Origin of the sequence: Streptomyces violaceusniger Tu 4113 (assembly GCF_000147815.2) — a bacterium.
Classification (GTDB): domain Bacteria; phylum Actinomycetota; class Actinomycetes; order Streptomycetales; family Streptomycetaceae; genus Streptomyces; species Streptomyces violaceusniger_A.
Genome location: NC_015957.1, coordinates 264,802 through 282,419, shown reverse-complemented (window position 1 = coordinate 282,419; position 17,618 = coordinate 264,802). Strand labels below are relative to the sequence as shown.

At 72.9% G+C, this 17,618-nt stretch carries 12 protein-coding genes; 4 read left to right on the top strand and 8 right to left on the bottom strand.

The annotated features are described in order from the left end of the window. The first annotated feature begins 449 nt into the window (after nucleotides 1-449). Entirely contained in the window at nucleotides 450-2,270 is a 1,821-nt protein-coding gene (locus STRVI_RS01305) for a protein kinase domain-containing protein (protein WP_014053813.1), read from the top strand. 89 nt (nucleotides 2,271-2,359) lie between these two features. Here STRVI_RS01305 and STRVI_RS01300 read toward each other — a convergent pair whose 3' ends face one another. Continuing rightward, complete coding sequence (locus STRVI_RS01300) at nucleotides 2,360-3,643, bottom strand: adenylosuccinate synthase (RefSeq protein WP_014053812.1); 1,284 nt, start codon at nucleotides 3,641-3,643, stop codon at nucleotides 2,360-2,362. Between the two features lie 214 nt (nucleotides 3,644-3,857). Here STRVI_RS01300 and STRVI_RS01295 point away from each other — a divergent pair, with 214 nt between their 5' ends. Further along, on the top strand, nucleotides 3,858-4,883 hold the full coding sequence (locus STRVI_RS01295; RefSeq protein ID WP_014053811.1) for a hypothetical protein: 1,026 nt from the start codon (nucleotides 3,858-3,860) through the stop codon (nucleotides 4,881-4,883). A gap of 709 nt (nucleotides 4,884-5,592) precedes the next feature. On the opposite strand, the gene STRVI_RS01285 is transcribed toward STRVI_RS01295, so the two are convergent. Beyond that, nucleotides 5,593-6,138, bottom strand: a complete 546-nt coding sequence (locus tag STRVI_RS01285; RefSeq protein WP_043235229.1) for a GbsR/MarR family transcriptional regulator — start codon at nucleotides 6,136-6,138, stop codon at nucleotides 5,593-5,595. 101 nt (nucleotides 6,139-6,239) lie between these two features. Here STRVI_RS01285 and STRVI_RS01280 point away from each other — a divergent pair, with 101 nt between their 5' ends. Together STRVI_RS01280 and STRVI_RS01275 are read left to right on the top strand one after the other, a co-directional pair. After that, nucleotides 6,240-7,157, top strand: coding sequence for an ABC transporter ATP-binding protein (locus STRVI_RS01280; RefSeq protein ID WP_014053808.1), 918 nt, complete (start codon nucleotides 6,240-6,242; stop codon nucleotides 7,155-7,157). Beyond that, nucleotides 7,154-8,806, top strand: coding sequence for an ABC transporter permease (locus tag STRVI_RS01275; protein WP_014053807.1), 1,653 nt, complete (start codon nucleotides 7,154-7,156; stop codon nucleotides 8,804-8,806). Before STRVI_RS01280 ends, STRVI_RS01275 begins: the two co-directional genes overlap by 4 nt. Before the next feature lie 147 nt (nucleotides 8,807-8,953). Here the strand turns inward: STRVI_RS01275 and STRVI_RS01270 are convergent, their stop codons facing one another. The 6 genes from STRVI_RS01270 to STRVI_RS01245 form a co-directional block, all read right to left on the bottom strand. After that, on the bottom strand, nucleotides 8,954-10,180 hold the full coding sequence (locus tag STRVI_RS01270) for a cytochrome P450 (RefSeq protein ID WP_014053806.1): 1,227 nt from the start codon (nucleotides 10,178-10,180) through the stop codon (nucleotides 8,954-8,956). Nucleotides 10,181-10,640: 460 nt separating this feature from the next. Continuing rightward, entirely contained in the window at nucleotides 10,641-11,336 is a 696-nt protein-coding gene (locus STRVI_RS01265) for a response regulator (RefSeq protein ID WP_014053805.1), read from the bottom strand. Beyond that, on the bottom strand, nucleotides 11,333-12,769 hold the full coding sequence (locus STRVI_RS01260; protein ID WP_014053804.1) for a sensor histidine kinase: 1,437 nt from the start codon (nucleotides 12,767-12,769) through the stop codon (nucleotides 11,333-11,335). The genes STRVI_RS01265 and STRVI_RS01260 overlap by 4 nt, the downstream gene beginning before the upstream one ends. A 1,085-nt stretch (nucleotides 12,770-13,854) precedes the next feature. Further along, the gene (locus STRVI_RS01255) at nucleotides 13,855-14,739 is read right to left on the bottom strand and encodes an alpha/beta hydrolase (RefSeq protein ID WP_014053803.1); all 885 of its coding nucleotides are present in this window, start codon (nucleotides 14,737-14,739) and stop codon (nucleotides 13,855-13,857) included. Between the two features lie 3 nt (nucleotides 14,740-14,742). After that, the gene (gene kynU, locus STRVI_RS01250) at nucleotides 14,743-15,951 is read right to left on the bottom strand and encodes a kynureninase (protein ID WP_043237641.1); all 1,209 of its coding nucleotides are present in this window, start codon (nucleotides 15,949-15,951) and stop codon (nucleotides 14,743-14,745) included. A 583-nt stretch (nucleotides 15,952-16,534) separates the two neighbouring features. After that, nucleotides 16,535-17,602 carry a tryptophan 2,3-dioxygenase family protein gene (locus STRVI_RS01245; RefSeq protein WP_014053801.1) on the bottom strand — a complete coding sequence of 356 codons (1,068 nt, stop codon included), beginning with the start codon at nucleotides 17,600-17,602 and terminating at the stop codon, nucleotides 16,535-16,537. Nucleotides 17,603-17,618: the final 16 nt, after the last annotated feature.

The following is a 17,618-nucleotide window of genomic DNA, read 5'->3' as shown; positions in this document are numbered from 1 at the left end:
ACGGCTCCTACGAGGCGACGCTGCGCCCCTCGAAGAGCGGCGGCAAGCCGATTCCCTCCTCGTACGAGGGCACTTGGCTGGCGAAGGCCGCGTTCGGGAAGCAGGACGCCACGCTGAAAATCACCATCAAGCAGGGCGCGATCGGCAGCGCGGTGGCGCAAGAGGTCGCGGACAGTAAGAAGTACCACTGCGAGGGTGACCGGGTGCTGGCCTCGGTGGAGAAGGGCCTCGTCCTCAGCCCCTCGAAGTTCACCGGGGGTACCCCTAAGAATCTCTGTGGGCCCGGCACGTCACTGACGTTCACCTCTTCCGGACATGACAAGCTGCGTGTCGAGTATGACGACCCGGACGATTACAGCGATGAGACGATGACACAGACGTTCACCCGCCTCGACTGATCGGCCGATCGGCGCAGGGACTATCGGCACAGGGACAGGAGCCACACCGCGATGGAGAACCTCGGGGCCCAGGACCCGCGGTGGATCGGCGAGTACCGGCTGCTCGGCAAGCTTGGCGAGGGCGGAATGGGCCGGGTCTACCTCGCCCGCTCCGCCCGCGGCCGCACCGTCGCAGTGAAGCTCGTACAGGCCGAACTCGCACGACAGCCCGACTTCCGCGGCCGCTTCAAGCGGGAGGTGGAGGCGGCCACACGGGTCGGCGGCCAGTGGACCGCCCCCGTGCTCGACGCCGATACCGACGCCGAGGTGCCCTGGGTGGCCACCGGCTACATCGGCGGTCCGTCCCTGCACAGCGTCGTCGCCGAGGACTTCGGAGCGCTGCCCGAACGCTCGCTGCGGATCCTGGCGAACGGACTGGCCCTCGCGCTGCGCGACATCCACGGCGCCGGGCTGATCCACCGCGACCTCAAGCCGTCCAACATCCTCATCACCATCGACGGTCCGCGCGTCATCGACTTCGGCATCGCGCGCGCCCTGGACCCCGTGGGCTCCACCGCGGGCGGCAATCTGACGATGACCGGCGCGGTCGTCGGCTCGCCCGGGTTCATGTCGCCCGAGCAGGTGCGCGGCGAGCCGGTCACCGGCGCGAGCGATGTCTTCTGCCTCGGCTCGGTGCTCGCCTTCGCCGCCACCGGACGTCAGCCCTTCGGCAGCGTGGAGAGCGGTATCCATGCTCTGATGTACCGAATAGCCCAGGAGGAGCCCGATCTGACGGGGCTCCCCGAGGGGGCGCGCGGGCTGGTCACCGCGTGTCTGAACAAGGATCCGGCCAAGCGGCCCTCGGTGGACGATCTGGTCGCCGCCACCCAGCCGGTGACCGACGACGGCGAGCCCTGGCTGCCGGGCGGGTTGCTCGCCCGGCTCGGCCGGGACGCGCTGCAGTTGCTGGAGGTGGAGGCCGAGAACGCTCAGCCGGGCGCCGTGGCGACGCAGCAGGGCCCGTCGGCGTACGGCCACCCCCAGACCGGCCAAGTCCAGGCCGCCCCGCACACCCCGCCCGGCCCCTCCGCGTACGGCACGCCGTCGGCGTACGCGACACCCCACGCACACGCGGCCGGGGGGCCCGCATACCAGGTGCCGCCGCCCACCCAGCCCTGGCAGGGCGGCTATCAGACGCCGGTGGGCTATCCCGCCCCGGGCACCAGGCTGAAGCCGATACGGGGTCTGGCCACCGCCTTGATGAGCATGTTCGGCATCTGGCTGGTGCTGACCCTGCTCGATATGGCGCTGAACATCTCGCTGCTCGACACCTACTTCTCGCTCGACTCGGTCAACGACAACATGCTCAACAGCAAGAAGAGCGACGTCGAAGCGATGGACAGCGGCACGAGTGTCGCCGCGCTCGTGCTCGTCGTGCTGTGGCTGGTCTGGTTCCGGACCGCCTACATCAACTCCACGGTTCTCAACCCCGGCCGGCAGCGGTTCGGCAGCGGCTATGCCGTGGGCGCCTGGTTCATCCCGGTCGCCCAGTTGTGGCTTCCCAAGCAGATCGCCAACGACATCTGGACCTCGAGCACTCCCCCGGGGCCCGGCCGTCGCGGACGCGGGGTGCTGCACTGGTGGTGGACGTTCTTCGTGATCATGTTCCTCATGTTCCCGGTGAACGGGGCCAGCGAGATCGTCGGCGACAACATCCGGGAACAGCGGCCCAGGGTCGCCGTCAGCATCGCCGACGACCTCATCGGCATTCTGACGGCGCTGCTGGCCATCGCGGTGGTGCGGCGGATCACCAAGATGCAGGAGCAGCGGGCCACGGCCCCCGTCGGTCAGGCGCAGCAGCCCGCCGGAGTGTTCGGCCCGCCCGCGGCGTAGTGACGCCGACGGCCCGCCCGCGGCGTGGTGACGCCGGCGCGCGGGCCGCTCTCCCGTCCGAGGGTCAGAGGGATCAGAGGGTCAGAGGGTCAGAGGAACGAGTTGATCTGGATGGTCTCGTCGCGGCCCGGTCCGACGCCGATCGCCGAGATCGGGGCGCCCGACATCTCCTCGAGCGCCTGGACGTACTTCTGCGCGTTCTTCGGCAGCTCGTCGAAGGTCTTGGCCTGGGTGATGTCCTCCGACCAGCCCGGCAGGGTCTCGTAGATCGGCTTGGCGTGATGGAAGTCGGTCTGGCTGTACGGCAGCTCCTCGACCCGCTTGCCGTCGATCTCGTAGGCGACGCACACCGGGATCCGCTCCCAGCCGGTGAGCACGTCCAGCTTGGTGAGGAAGAAGTCGGTCAGGCCGTTGACCCGGGTCGCATAGCGCGCGATGACCGCGTCGAACCAGCCGCAGCGCCGGTCGCGCCCGGTGGTCACACCGCGCTCGCCGCCGATCGTGCGCAGCTTCTCGCCGTCCTCGTCGAGGAGCTCGGTGGGGAACGGGCCCGCGCCGACGCGGGTGGTGTACGCCTTCAGGATGCCGATCACGCGGTTGATCTTCGTCGGGCCCACTCCGGTGCCGGTGCAGGCGCCGCCCGCGGTCGGGTTGGAGGAGGTGACGAAGGGATACGTGCCGTGGTCGACATCGAGCAGGGTGCCCTGGCCGCCCTCGAAGAGGACGACCTGGCCCTGGTCGATGGCGTTGTTGAGGAGCAGGGTGGTGTCGGCGACATAGCCGCTGAGCGGGTCCGCGTAGCCCAGCAGCTCCTCGACGACCTGGTCGACCGCGATGGCACGACGGTTGTAGAGCTTGGCCAGCACCTGGTTCTTGTGGTCCAGGGCCGCCTCTACCTTCTGGCGCAGGATCGACTCGTCGAAGAGGTCCTGGACCCGGATGCCCACGCGGTTGATCTTGTCCGCGTAGGCCGGGCCGATGCCACGGCCGGTGGTGCCGATCTTCCGCTTACCGAGGAAGCGTTCCGACACCTTGTCGAGGGTCGTGTGATACGGCGTGATCAGATGGGCGTTACCGCTGATCAGCAGCTTGGAGGTGTCGACGCCGCGCTCATCCAGTCCGCTCAGCTCGGAGAGCAGGACCGCAGGGTCCACGACGACACCGTTGCCGATGACCGGGGTACACCCGGGCGACAGGATTCCGGACGGGAGGAGGTGCAGCGCGTACTTCTGGTCGCCCACCACCACGGTGTGGCCGGCGTTGTTACCGCCCTGGTAGCGCACTACATAATCGACGGAGCCGCCGAGCAGATCGGTGGCCTTCCCCTTGCCCTCGTCACCCCACTGAGCACCGAGCAGCACAAGTGCGGGCACAGGCGTACACCCCTTCCGGGCGGGGCATGTCCAACGTGCATGGTGACGTGCGCCACCACAAGAGCCGTCGAACCGGTGCCCCGGATAGACGAAGCCCCTGGCGCAACAGCGACAGGGGCTCTTGCACCGAGAGATTACCTGAGGAAGGACCGAGGTGTCGGCTCCAGATCCCCGGCCCCCTGCGCCGGACACCGTCCGGGGGCGCCCGCTGCTCATGGTCATCGACCCCAACGCCCGGCGAACGGACGGGGAGTCGGTGCGGATCGCGAAAGATGTGCTCTGCGCGGGCGCGCAGACGAAAATCTGCCTGCCGGACGGCCCGGAGGAAGTCGAGCGGGCACTGGCCCGCCGGGGCGCCCGCCGGCCGGTGCTGGTGGGCGACGACCGCGCCCTGCTGCGGATGGTGGAGCTGCTGCACCGGCGGCGGGAGCTGGCGGACGCGACGCTGTCGGTGGTCCCGGTCGGCGGCTCCGCGACGGTCGCCCTGGCCCATTCGCTCGGCGTACCGACGGACGCGGTCGCCGCGGCCCGTACGGTCCTCGACGGGACCGCGCGCCCGCGTGATCTGCTGGTGGACGAGAGCGGCGGGGTGGTCCTCGGCGGCCTGCGGATCCCCTCCGGACGCGCTTCTTACGGTGCGCACGGGACGCCGGGCGGCGGATGCGGCGCGGCGGCCGGGGCGGACGGGCACGACCCGGGCCCGCACGACGGCGGGGCGAGGGGCCGGGACTGCCGCTGCGATCCCTGCGACCGCGACCGCCGCCGCCGGGCCGAGGAGGATGGGGACGGCGGAGGCGGCGGAGACGGCGGGGGCCCGCCCGGCGGCGATCCGGACGGCGACGGCAACCAGCCGTGGTGGACCCCGGCGGCCCGCACCGCCCGCACCGCGCTGACGCTGCTCTCGCTCCCCGTGATCGGGTTGGCCGGCGGCGCCCGGCGGCCGGCGCATCCGCCGCCGCAGCGGCTGCGGATCGAGGCGGACGGGGTGCTGCTGACCGATCTGGACCGGCCAGTGGAGCGGGTCTCGGTGTCGACGGCCGCACCGGGCGGCGGACTGGCCGAGGTCGTCGTCCATCCCCACGCGGCGGACGGCCCGCTGCGCACCCGGGCGCGGGCCGTCACCGTCTCCGGCCCGGACTTCCGCTATCACGCGGACGCGCTGATCCGGGGCCCGGTGCGCAGCCGCACCTGGACGGTCCTGGCGGAGGCGTGGTCTCTGATGCTGCCCCACCGCCCTTGAGCCCCACTCGCGCCACCACCGGGCGGACGGCGCGATCGGGACACGAGGGCCACCGGCACCGGACCGGACACGACCGCCACCGGCACCGGCACCGGCACCGGGCCGGACAAGACGGCCCCCGGCACCAGGCCGCAAGCGACGGCCACCTGTGCCGGGCCCCACGCGACCACCACTAGCACGCGGCCACGGGCGACCGCCTCCGGCACCGGACCCGACACGACCGCCACCGGCACCAAGCCGCACGCGACGGCCACCTGTGCCGGGCCGCACGCGACCACCACTAGCACGCGGCCACGGGCGACCGCCTCCGGCACCGGACCCGACACGACCGCCACCGGCACCAAGCCGCACGCGACCACCACTGGCGCGCGGCCGGACACGACGGCCACCGCCGCCGGGCCGCATGCGACCACCACTGGCGCGCGGCCACGGGCGACCGCCACCGGCACCGGACCCGACACGACCGCCACCGGCACCAAGCCGCACGCGACCACCACTGGCGCGCGGCCGGACACGACGGCCACCGCCGCCGGGCCGCATGCGACTGCCACTTGCGCGCGGCCGCGGGCGACCGCCACCGGCGCGGGGCCGCGGGCGACCGCGTCCGGCGCCAGGCGGGACCGCCCGGCGACCCGCCCCCGGGCCGGGCGCCCCCGGCCCCGGCGTCTACGGGCCCGGGGGCGCCGCGCTCGGGGCGCCGCCCCGGCCGCTAGCCCGCCTCCGCCTCGCGCGCCTCGCGCGCCTCGCGCGCCTCCGCGGCGCGGTCCGCGGCCTGGTGGACGCGCCAGCGCTCCAGCATCTTGGGCAGCTCCTGCTGGACGAACTCGAAGAAGTCGGCGGTCTCGGTGATCCGCAGCCCCGCCGGGGTGCCCGGCCCGAGCACCTTCACACCGTCCCGCATGGTGCTCTCCCAGCGGGCCATCATCTGGTCGCGGCGGGTCAGGGTCTCGTACCAGACCTCGCTGTAGAGCCGGTAGCGATCGCGGCGGGAGCCCGGCTCGCGCTCGCGCACCACCATGTCCACCTGGGCCAGATAGCGGATCGCGCCCGAGACCGCGGCCGGGCTGATCCGTAGCTGCTCGGCGAGCTCGGCGGAGGTGAGGGCGCCGGCGTCGGAGACGAGAAGCGCCGCGAAGACCCGCGCCGCCATGCGCTGCATACCGGCCTCGGCCAGATCGGCCGCGAACCGCTCGACGAACCTGGACACCGCCGTTTCGTCGCGCGCGTCACCGGGCGCGTCCTCCGGTTCGATCATCTCCCTCACCGCTTCATCATCTCCTCTCTTCGTCACATCATCATAAGTTTATATGGTTCCTTAACTTCACAATTTTGTGAAACTAGCGTAGCTTCGAAATCATGAAAACGGCAATCTCCGTGTCCGGCCTCCACAAGTCCTTCGGCCGGACCCACGCGTTGGACGGCCTCGACCTCGAAGTCGAGGCAGGTGAGGTCCATGGCTTCCTCGGGCCCAACGGCGCCGGGAAGTCCACCACCATCCGGGTCCTCCTCGGTCTGCTCCGCGCCGACTCCGGTGCGGTGCAGATGCTCGGCAAGGACCCCTGGCACGACGCGGTCGACCTCCACCGCCACATCGCCTACGTCCCCGGGGACGTCACCCTGTGGCGCAACCTGAGCGGCGGAGAGGTCATCGACCTGTACGGACGGCTGCGCGGCGGGCTGGACTCCGCACGCCGTGCCGAGCTCCTGGAGCGGTTCGAGCTCGACCCCACCAAGAAGGGCCGTACGTACTCCAAGGGCAATCGGCAGAAGGTCGCCCTGGTCGCCGCGTTCGCATCCGAAGTGGAGCTGCTGATCCTCGACGAGCCCACCTCCGGGCTCGACCCGCTCATGGAGGAGGTCTTCCGCGAGTGCGTCGCCGAGGAGCGCGACCGCGGCCGTACGGTCCTGCTCTCCAGCCACATCCTCAGTGAGGTCGAGGCGCTCTGCCGGAGAGTGAGCATCATCCGCAAGGGCAAGCGGGTGGAGTCCGGCTCGCTCACCGAGCTGCGCCATCTGACCCGTACGTCGGTCACCGCCGAGCTCGCCGAAGAGCCGAACGGCCTGTCCGGCCTCCCCGGTGTGCACAACGTGGACATTCAGGGCCGCCAGGTCAAGCTCCAGGTCGACACCGACAAGATGGACGCCGTGCTGCGACAGCTCACCCAGGCCGGGGTGCGCAGCCTCATCTCCACCCCGCCCACCCTGGAAGAGCTCTTTCTCCGCCACTACCAGGACGACATCTCGCACACGGAAGCCGAGGCGATCGTCCGATGACCGCCGTAGCCGACGCCCGGGTCTCCCCCCGCACCCGCGGATCGGCCCGCGATCTGGCCGGCACGGGCACGCTGCTGCGGCTCGCCCTGCGCCGCGACCGGATCATGATGCCGGTGTGGGTGCTGTGCCTGGGGCTCACGGCCAGCAGCACCGTCGGCCGTCTGAAGAGCGCGTACGACACCCCCGCCCGCCGCGCCAACCTCGTCCACGACATGAACGGGAACGGCTCGACACGGGCCCTGTTCGGCGCCGCCTTCGACGATTCGCTCGGCGCGCTCACCGTCTGGCGCGTGGGTGCCTTCCTTACCGTGTTCGCCGCGATCATGAGCCTGCTGATCGTGATCCGGCACACCCGTGAGGAGGAGGAGACCGGTCGTCAGGAGGCGCTCTCCGCCGGCATGGTCGGCCGCCGCGCCGGTCTCACCTCGGCCCTGCTCGCCGTGGGCATCGCCAACGGCGCGGTGACCCTGCTCATCGCGGGCGGCCTCGCGGGCCAGGGCGGCACCGGCGCGCTCGCCCTCGGCCTCGCCGTCGGCCTGTCCGGTATGGCCTTCGGCGGGCTGGCCGCCGTCGCCGCCCAGCTCACGGAGAACGCACGGCTGGCCCGGGGCCTGAGCTCCGCCGCGGTCGGTGTCGCCTTCGTGCTGCGCATGGCGGGTGACGCCGCCGAGGACGGCACCAAGGGCTCCGGCCACGTCCTGGTCTGGCTCTCGCCGCTGGGCTGGGCCGAGTACGCCCGGCCGTACGGGGGCGAGCGCTGGTGGCCGCTGCTGCTGATCGCCGTGCTCGCCGCGGCCTCGATCAGCCTCGCGTACTCCCTCGCGGGCCGTCGCGACGTGGGCGCCAGCTTCTACGCCAGCCGTCCCGGCCCGCCGGCCGCGGGCCCGCTGCTGAACGGCGTGTACGGCCTGGGCTGGCGGCTGCAGCGCGGTGCCCTGCTCGGCTGGGCCGCGGGCTTCGTCTTCGCGGGCGCCATCTTCGGATCCATCTCCGACGGTGCCGACGACTTCCTCGGCGACAGCAACCAGACCCGCGACATCATCCAGCGGATGGGCGGCGCCCAGGGGCTCAACGACGCGTTCCTGGCCGCCATGGTCGGCGTCCTCGGCACCATCCTCACCGTCTACACCGCCAGCTCCGTGCTGCGGCTGCGCAGCGAGGAGACCGACCAGCGCGCCGAGCCCCTGCTGTCCAACGCCGTGGGCCGGCTCCGCTGGGCCGGGAGCCATCTGGTCATCGCCTACCTTGGCCCGGCCGTCATCCTCGCCATCGGCGGTCTGGCACTCGGCCTGGGGTACGGCGTCGCGGCGGGCGATCTGGCCGACCAGCTCGGCCGCTGCATGGGCGCCGCCCTCGCCCAGCTCCCGGCACTGTGGGTGCTCACCAGCGTGACGCTCTTCCTCGTGGGCGTCTTGCCGAAGTACTCGGCCGCGGCCTGGGCCTTCGTCGGCTGGGTGGTCGCCCTGGGCTGGATGGGCCCGGCGCTGGAGCTGTCCGATTCCGTCATGAACACCTCGCCCTTCAGCCATCTGCCGAAGCTGCCGGGCGATGAGGTGACGGCCGCACCGTTCCTGTGGCTGCTGCTTCTCTCGGTCGTTCTCGCCGCCGGAGGACTGGTGGGTTTGCGCCGCCGTGACATCGGCGGCTGACCCCCGTCGGCCCACCACACCCCGGCAATCGCCCCCTGTTGTCCACAGGCTGTGGACAACAGGGGGCACTTTCGTCTGCGCTATCTGCAGGGTGCTGTGTCTGCTGGCTGCTGTCTGCGTGTCTGCTGTCCGGCCGTCGTCGTCCGCTCAGAGCTCGACCAGCAGCTCCCGCAGCCCGCGGATCACGAAGTTCGCCTGCGGCTCCGGCTCCTTGACCAGCCGCATCCCGGGCGCCTTACGGAGCAGGGCCCCGAAGGAGGCGGCGAGCTCAAGACGGGCCAGCGGGGCGCCGAGGCAGTAGTGGATCCCGGCGCCGAAGCTGACATGCGGGTTGTCGGCGCGGGAGAGATCGAGGGCGTCGGGGCGGTCGAAACGGGCCGGGTCGCGGTTGGCCGACCCGAAGAGCAGGGCGACCTCGCTGCCGCGCGGGATGGCCGTGCCATCGACCTCGATGTCCTCCAGCACCCAGCGCTCGAAGAGCTGTAGCGGGGTGTCGAAGCGCAGGAGTTCGTCCACGGCGGTGGGCAGCAGCGCGTCCGGTTCGGCGCGGAGCCGGGCGAGCTGCTCGGGGTGGCGGAACAGCGCCCACCAGCCGTTGCCGGTGGAGTTGACCGTGGCCTCATGGCCCGCGTTGAGCAACAGCACACAGGTGGAGATCATCTCCTGCTCGGTGAGCCGGTCACCCTCGTCATGCGCGGCGATGAGCCCGCTGATCAGATCGTCCCCCGGGGCCTTGCGGCGCGCGCCGATCAACTCGCGCAGATAGCCGGAGAATTCGAGCGACGCGCGCACCGCCCGGCGCGCCGTCTCCTCGCTCGGCCCCAGCTCGTACATCCCGCAGATATCCGCCGACCAGGGCCGCAGGGCGGGGCGGTCGGCCGGTGGGATGCCGAGCATCTCGGCGATGACGGCGACCGGCAGCGGTTCGGCGACCGCCGCGATGAGATCGCCGCCGCCCGAGGCGACGAGGGAATCGACGAGTTCGTCCGCGAACCGCCGGATCGTCGGCACCAGCGCCTCGACCGTCCGCGGAGTGAACGCCTTGGAGACGAGCCGCCGCAGCCGGGTGTGGTCCGGCGGTTCGAGATCGAGCATGCCGTGGTCGTTGAGGGTGTGGAACGGCTCGTGCTCGGGCGGGGGTGCGGTGCGGCCGAACTCCTCATGGCTGAAGCGGTGCAGATAGGTGCGGCCGAGCCGGCGGTCCCGCAGCAGGGCGCTGACATCAGCGTGCCGCGGGATCAGCCACTGACGGGAGGGCTCGAACCAGTGCACGCGGCCGCGCTCGCGCAGGGCGGCGTACGCCGGATACGGGTCCGCGACGAACGACGGCTGCCACGGATCGAAGGCGGGGGCTTCCGCACGGCTGCTGCTCATCCCCGGACGCTACCGCCGGGGCCCCGCGGCCTCCAGGGCATGCTCAGCCTCTGGCGGCATGCTCAGCCTTCGGGGCCTGCTCAGCCTGGATCTGCTCAGCCGCCGGGGCCTCCTAGCCTCTGGCCTGCTCCGCCTTCGGGACCCGCTCAACGCTTGGGCCCCGCTCAGCCTATGGGGGCCGCTCAACGCTTGGGCCCCGCTCAGCCTATGGGGGCCGCTCAGCGTTTGGGCCCCGCTCAGCCTATGGGGGCCGGGGCCCGCTCAGCCTATGGGGGCCGGGGCCCGTTCAGCCTCTGGGGGCCGCGCAGCCTCTCGGGCCCGCCAGCCTTCGGGGCCTCCTAGGCTCCGGCCCCGCGCTGCCTCCGGGCCCGCGCAGTCTCCGGGCCCGCGCAGTCTCCGGGCCCGCGCAGTCTCCGGGCCCGCGCAGTCTCCGGGCCCGCGCAGTCTCCGGGGGGCCTCCTCAGCCTCCGGGGGTGACCAGGCGGGCCTCGTAGGCGAAGACCGCCGCCTGCGTGCGGTCGCGCAGCCCCAGTTTCACCAGGATCCGGCTGACATGCGTCTTCACCGTCGACTCGGCGACGATCAGCCGCTCGGCGATCTCGGCGTTGGAGCAGCCCTGGGCGACCAGCACCAGGACCTCGTTCTCCCGCTCGGTCAGCTCGGCCAGCCGCCCCTGCGGAGAGGGAAGCGGCCCACCGAGCCCGGCGGCCTCCCCGATCCGCGAGAACGTGGTGATCAGACGCTTGGTGACGGTCGGGGCGAGCAGCGCCTCGCCCGCCGCGACGACGCGTACCGCCTCGCCGAGCTGACGGGCGGAGGCGTCCTTGAGCAGGAAGCCACTCGCTCCGGAGCGCAACGCCTGGTACACGTATTCGTCCAGGTCGAAGGTGGTCAGGACGAGCACCTTGGCGTCCGCGTCCGCCGCGACGATCTCCCGGGTGGCCTCGAGGCCGTTGAGCTCCGGCATGCGGATGTCCATCAGAACGACGTCGGGGCGCAGGGCGGCGACCTGCGCGATGGCCTGGCGCCCGTCGACCGCCTCGCCGACGACCTCGATATCGGGCTGGGCGTTCAGCAGCACGGAGAAGCCCTCGCGGACCATCACCTGGTCGTCGGCGATCAGCACGCGGATGGGAGGGGGGACATCGGTCGTCATGGCTTCATCGTCTCCCCTTCCGGGGCGGGCCCCTTCGTCAGCCCCGGTGCCGCCGGTCCGGACGCCTCTGATCCGGAGGACCCGGAGGACCCGGACGGCCCGGAGGACCCGAACGACCCGGACGCCTCCGCTTCGGGAAGGGCCGCGGCCGGGATGAAGACCGCGACCTCGTAGCCGCCGTCCTCCTCCACCGTTCCCGCCGTCATCTCCCCGTTCAGCATCGCCACGCGCTCCCGCATCCCGAGCAGCCCATGGCCCATGCCCGGCGAGGGGCGTACGGGCTGGGTGGGCGGGCCGTTGACGATCCGCAGGCCCAGACCTCCGAGGACATACGCGATCTCGACGCGGGCGGTGGATCCGGGGGCGTGGCGCAGCGCGTTGGACAGCCCCTCCTGGACGATCCGGTAGGCGGACAGCTCCACACCGGAGGGCAGCGGGCGTACGGCTCCGGTGATGACGTGCTCGACGGTCAGCCCCGCCGCCCGGACCCCCGCGAAGAGCGTGTCGAGCGTGGCGAGGGTGGGCTGGGGCGCCTCGGGGTCGGCGTCGGCGTAGGCATCGGGGTCGTCGGCGCGGACGACGCCGAGGACGCGGCGGAGTTCGGTGAGCGCGGCGACCGCGTTCTCGCGGATGGTCGCGAAGCTGGTGGCCAGCTCCTCGGGCGGGTTCGCCACCCGGTAGGGGGCCGCCTCCGCCTGGATGGCGATCACGGACATGTGATGCGCGACGACATCGTGCAACTCGCGGGCGATGGTCGCGCGCTCCTCCAGCAGGGTGCGGCGGGAGCGCTCCTCGTAGGTGGCCGACTGCTGCACGGCCACCTGCTGCTTGGTCTCGCGCAGACTGCGCCGGGCGACGACGGCGCCCACGATGACGCAGGAGGCGACCACCATGGGGAAGGCGTTCGTGGGCCGCGCATTGATGCCGAGTTCACAGGCGAATCCGAACCCGGCCGTGAGCAGCAGCATCCGCCCGGCCACACGCGGGCGGTTCTGGGTCGCGACGATCACCATCACCGCGATGTGCGACGCGAAGAGGGTCGTCGGCCAGGGCCACATGCTCCCGCCGTACATGTCGGCGCCGCCCAGGCCCCAGACGAGGCTCGCCGCGAACGACAGCCACCAGGCACCGATCGGCCGGTAAAGCGCCAGCAACAGCGGCACACCACTGAGCAGGGCCAGCGCTGCGCCCTCGGTCTCGCCCGCCACGGCCATGAGATAGAAGGCGCAGGCCACGATCGCGGCCTGCGGCAACCACGGCGCGTACGGCCGCACCGCCCGGGGCATGTGCCGCACCAGCGGATGCGTGGCGGCCAGCGGCGGCACCGGGCGGAAGGCGAAGGCCCCGGTAATCATGTCCTTCCGCAGATGGGACAACGCCCGGCGGATGGTGCGGATTTCGGTCCGCGGAATCGTCTGGGTCACGCCGTCCACGGTAGAGAGCGCCTGCGGCGCCGTCGTCCCCGGGAATGTGGATTGTGCGGCATCCGCCTCAAGTACTACGCGACGGGGCGCGCGCCGCGGTGGGGCGTGGCCGGGGTGCGATGCGGCGCTGGGCGCCGGGTGTGCCACGGGTTGCGTGGCCGGGTGCCATGCGGCGCTGGGCGCCCGGTGTGCCACCGGTTGCGTGGCCGGGTGCCATGCGGCGCTGGGCGCCCGGTGTGCCACCGGTTGCGTGGCCGGGTGCCATGCGGCGCTGGGCGCCCGGTGTGCCACCGGTTGCGTGGCCGGGTGCCATGCGGCGCTGGGCGCCCGGTGTGCCACCGGTTGCGTGGCCGGGTGCCATGCGGCGCTGGGCGCCCGGTGTGCCACCGGTTGCGTGGCCGGGTGCCATGCGGCGCTGGGCGCCCGGTGTGCCACCGGTTGCGTGGCCGGGTGCCATGCGGCGCTGGGCGCCCGGTGTGCCACCGGTTGCGTGGCCGGGTGCCATGCGGCGCTGGGCGCCCGGTGTGCCACCGGTTGCGTGGCCGGGTGCCATGCGGCGCTGGGCGCCCGGTGTGCCACCGGTTGCGTGGCCGGGTGCCATGCGGCGCTGGGCGCCCGGTGTGCCACCGGTTGCGTGGCCGGGTGCCATGCGGCGCTACGGGGTGTCCGGCGAATCTTTTCCCCTCCCCGCCCCTTCCCGTAACCAGGGGCTTCGCCCCTGGACCCCAGGGTCTGGGGCGGAGCCCCACCACGCGGCGGGGCCGCAATCGATGTGCGGGAAAGGGCGGGGAGGGGAACAGCCCGTCGCAAGCCTCAAGGTCCGTCGGACACCCTCTAGGCGCCGGGTGTGCCGCGGGTCGCGTGGCCGGGTGCGCCCGGATGCTGGGTGGCCGGGAGCGCCCCGGTTACCCGGCCGGGTGCGCCCCGACACCACGTGGCCACGTACGCCCCCGGCACCACGCGGCCAGACGCGTCCCCGGAACAACACGCCCCATTGCCACGCGGTAATGCGCGGCCGGGCGCGGGCCGGTAGCACGCGCCGGGTGCGCTGCGGTGCTGCGCGGTCGGGGGCGCTGCGGTCTGGGGTGCGCCAACTACCTTGCCGGGCCTGTCCCGGCCACGTGGGCGATTTCCTCGGCGACGGTGTGGGCGACGGGCGTGGTCGGGTCGATGGGTGGGAAGTGTCCGCCCTCCGTCCTGACCAGCCGGACGTCCTGTCCGGCGCGGGTCGCGGCCGTCGCGAAGGCGTCCGCGACCGCCGGTGGCACGTCGATGTCGGTGCCGCCCTGCACGATGGTGGTGGGGATCGCGGTGGGCAGCAGCGCGGCGGGGTCGGCGAGGGCGAGCCGGGCCGTCAGTTCATCGCCGTCGCCGCCGAGTTCACCGAGGAGTTCGCCGACGGCGCCGGAGCAGACGTCCAGCGCACGGGCCGTGGCGAGGTCCGCGATCGGGGCGAGGGCGACGACACCGCGGAGCGGGGAGGGGGAGGGCAGATGCCAGGGAGTGCCGGACGGCAGCCGATGCCGGGCCGCCGCCCACAGCACGGCGTGCCCGCCCGCGGAGTGCCCGGTGAGCACCACGCGGTCCGGGTCGGCCCCGGGGAGCCCCAGCTCCCGGGCGAGGCCCGGCACGGTGTCCACGGCGGCCGCGATGTCGTCGAACGTCTCCGGCCACCGCCCCGCCCGCGCGGGTTCCGCCCCGCCCCGGCGGTATTCGACCGACGCCACCGCGAGCCCCCGCCCCGCCAGGAAGGCGGCGAAGGGCGACACATGGCGGCGGTCGTAGGGGGCGCGCCAAGCCCCGCCGTGGAAGAGGAGGACGAGCGGGGCGGGGCGGGCGGCCCCGCGCGGCCCGCGCGACCCGCGCGGAAGGTAGAAGTCCGCCACCTGGTCCGGGTGTTCGCCGTACGCGGCGGTCCGGTCCGGGGCCACGGGTGTGAGCCCGAGGACCGACGTCTCCTCCGCCGCTGCCCCGCCCATCGGTCAGCCCTCCTTCAGCAGCACGTCGGCCAGCACCCGCGCCGCCCGCTCCACCTCGGCGAAGCCCGTGTACAGCGGGGTGAAGCCGAAGCGCAGCACATCGGGGCGGCGGTAGTCGCCCACGACACCGCGCCGCGTCAGCTCCGCCATCACCTCCCCCGCGTCCGCGCACCGCAGCGCCACCTGGCTGCCGCGCTCGGTGTGCGCGGCGGGGGTGACGGACTGGACGCGGCCGGCCGGGACGTAGTCCTCGACACAGCGGAGGAAGAAGTCCGTCAGGGCCAGGCTCTTGGCTCTGACGTCCTCGATCGTCACGTCGTCCCACACCTCGAGGGCGGCCTCCAGCGCCAGCATCGAGAGGATGTCCGGGGTGCCGACGCGGCCGCGGGCCGAGCCGTCGGCCGGGGTGTAGGCGGAGGCCATGCCGAACGGGTCGGCATGCGAGTTCCAGCCGGGCAGCGGCGAGTCGAAGCGGGGCTGATGCGCACGGGCGACGTACAGATACGCGGGCGCGCCGGGCCCGCCGTTGAGGTACTTGTACGTGCAGCCGACCGCGAGGTCGACCCCATGGGCGTCCAGCCCGACCGGCAGGGCGCCCGCGCTGTGGCACAGGTCCCATACGACGAGTCCACCCGCCGCTTGTACGGCGGCCGTGGTCCCGGGCAGGTCGTTGAGGCGGCCGGTGCGGTAGTCCACGTGGTTGACGAGCGCGACGGCGGTGCGCGCGCCCACGGCGCTGGGCACGTCGCCCGCCGCGACCGGGCGCAGGGTGCAGCCGGTCATCCGGGCGGCGGACTCGGCGATATAGCCGTCGGTGGGGAAGGTGGTCTCGTCGACCAGGATCTGATCGCGGTGGGCGCCGCGCTCCTGGGCCATCCGTACGGCCGCGACGACCGCCTTGAAGACGTTCACGCTCGTCGAGTCGCCCACCACGACCTGGCCGGGGGCGGCGCCGACGAGCCCGCCGACGCGGTCACCGACCCGCTCCGGCGCGGTCCACCAGCCGCTCTCCTCCCAGGAACGGATGCGCAGCTCGCCCCATTCGCGGGCGACCACATCCGCCAGGCGGGACGGGACGGCACGCGGCAGCGCGCCCAGCGAGTTGCCGTCGAGGTAGATGACGTCGTCGAGGGTGAAGGCGTCGCGCTTGGCGCGCAGTCGGTCGGCCGCGTCGAGCGTGGTGGCCTCGTCGCTCAGCGCGGAGCGCGACAGCCGGGGCTCGACCGGACCGGCCTCGGCCACACCAGGCGCGGCCGGACCGGCCGCCGCTGCACCAAGCGCGGCCGGACCGGACTCGGCTGCACCAGGCGCGGCCACACCGGGTTGGACGCCGGTCGGCTCGTGCCCGGTCGGCTCGGTACCGGCCGCCGCGGTCTTGGTACCGGCCGCCCCGGCCCCAGTGCCGGTCAACTCCGTACCGGACGACTCGCCCGAAGTCGGCTCAGTACCGGCCGCCGCGGTCTTGGTACCGGCCGCCCCGGCCCCAGTGCCGGCCAACTCCGTACCGGACGACTCGGCCGCAGCCGGCTCGGGCCCAGTCGACTCGGCCCCGGCACCGGTCGGATCACCCGACTCCGTACCGGACGACTCGCCCGAAGTCGGCTCAGTACCGGCCGCCCCGATCCCAGTACCCGCCGCCCCGGCCCCAATGCCGGCCAACTCCGTACCGGACGACTCGGCCGCAGCCGGCTCGGGCCCAGTCGACTCGGCCCCGGCACCGGTCGGATCAGCCCCCGTCGCCCCGCACTCGGCACTCCTCGGCCTGGCGCCCGCCGACTCCGTCGGGATCGTCGCGTCAGACATGGCTGCGCGCCGTCCACAGCTCGGGGAAGACGGTCTTGCCCGCGCGCTTCTCCAGCCAGGCGACCCCGGCCGAGCCGCCGGTGCCGGTCTTGGCGCCCATCGCCCGCCGGGTCGCCACCAAGTGGTCGTTGCGCCAGCGCCACACCAGTTCGGCGACCTCGGTGAGTGCCTCGCCGAGCCGGACCAGCTCACCCTCGCGCGGACCGGAGTAGATCTCCTCCCAGACCCGCTCCACCCCCGGATCGGGCTCGTAGCGCAGGGCGGGATCGCGGTCCAACACGGCGGCCGGGACGGCGAGGCCGCGGCGGGCGAGATAGCGCAGCACCTCGTCGTAGAGGCTGGGCTCGGTCAGCGCCTTCTCCAGCTCGGCGTGGACCCGCGGCGCTCCCCGGTGCGGGACGAGCATGGACGCGGACTTCTCGCCGAGCAGGAACTCCAGCCGCCGGTACATCGCCGACTGGAAGCCGGAGCCCTCGCCGAGCGCGGAGCGGTACGCGTTGAACTGGCCGGGGGTGAGATGGGCCAGCGGCGTCCAGGAGGCGTTCAGCGACTCGAGCTCGTAGGCCGAGCGCTGGAGCGCGGCCATCGCCGTGGGCAGATCGTCCTCGCGCAGCGCCTGCGCGGCGGTGTGCCACTCATGGACGATGACGGTGAACCACAGCTCCATAACCTGGGTGGTGACCAGGAACACCATCTCGCCGGGGTCGTCGGAGAGGGGGCGCTGGAGGTGGGTGAGCACGGACGCCTGGACGTAGTCTTCGTACGGGGTGGTGCCGTCGAAGTCCAGATGGGGGGCCTCGAGTTCGGCCCCGCCCGGTGCGGTCCCGCTTGGAGCGGTCGGGCCTGGGGCGGTCGGGCCTGGTGCGGTCGGGCCTGGTGCGGCACTGCTCGGCGTGGTCCCGCTCGGGGCGGTCCGGCCGGGGGCGGCCCCACTCGGCGTGGCCTCGCCCGGTGCGGTCCCGCCCGGTGCGGTCCCGTCTGGGGCGGTCCGGCCTTGAGGGGTCCCGCCTGAGGCGGTCTGGGCCGGGGCGGCGTGGTCAGGGACAGGCTGCTGCGACATCGCATCTCCTGAGTAC

Coding starts and splice junctions, on each gene's coding strand:
- STRVI_RS01280 (WP_014053808.1), top strand. CDS start 6,240: ATGAAAACGGCAATCTCCGTGTCCGGCCTCCACAAGTCCTTCGGCCGG.
- STRVI_RS01275 (WP_014053807.1), top strand. CDS start 7,154: ATGACCGCCGTAGCCGACGCCCGGGTCTCCCCCCGCACCCGCGGATCG.
- STRVI_RS01295 (WP_014053811.1), top strand. CDS start 3,858: ATGGTCATCGACCCCAACGCCCGGCGAACGGACGGGGAGTCGGTGCGG.
- STRVI_RS01270 (WP_014053806.1), bottom strand. CDS start 10,180: ATGAGCAGCAGCCGTGCGGAAGCCCCCGCCTTCGATCCGTGGCAGCCG.
- STRVI_RS01255 (WP_014053803.1), bottom strand. CDS start 14,739: ATGGGCGGGGCAGCGGCGGAGGAGACGTCGGTCCTCGGGCTCACACCC.
- STRVI_RS01285 (WP_043235229.1), bottom strand. CDS start 6,138: ATGATCGAACCGGAGGACGCGCCCGGTGACGCGCGCGACGAAACGGCG.
- STRVI_RS01305 (WP_014053813.1), top strand. CDS start 450: ATGGAGAACCTCGGGGCCCAGGACCCGCGGTGGATCGGCGAGTACCGG.
- STRVI_RS01265 (WP_014053805.1), bottom strand. CDS start 11,336: ATGACGACCGATGTCCCCCCTCCCATCCGCGTGCTGATCGCCGACGAC.
- STRVI_RS01245 (WP_014053801.1), bottom strand. CDS start 17,602: ATGTCGCAGCAGCCTGTCCCTGACCACGCCGCCCCGGCCCAGACCGCC.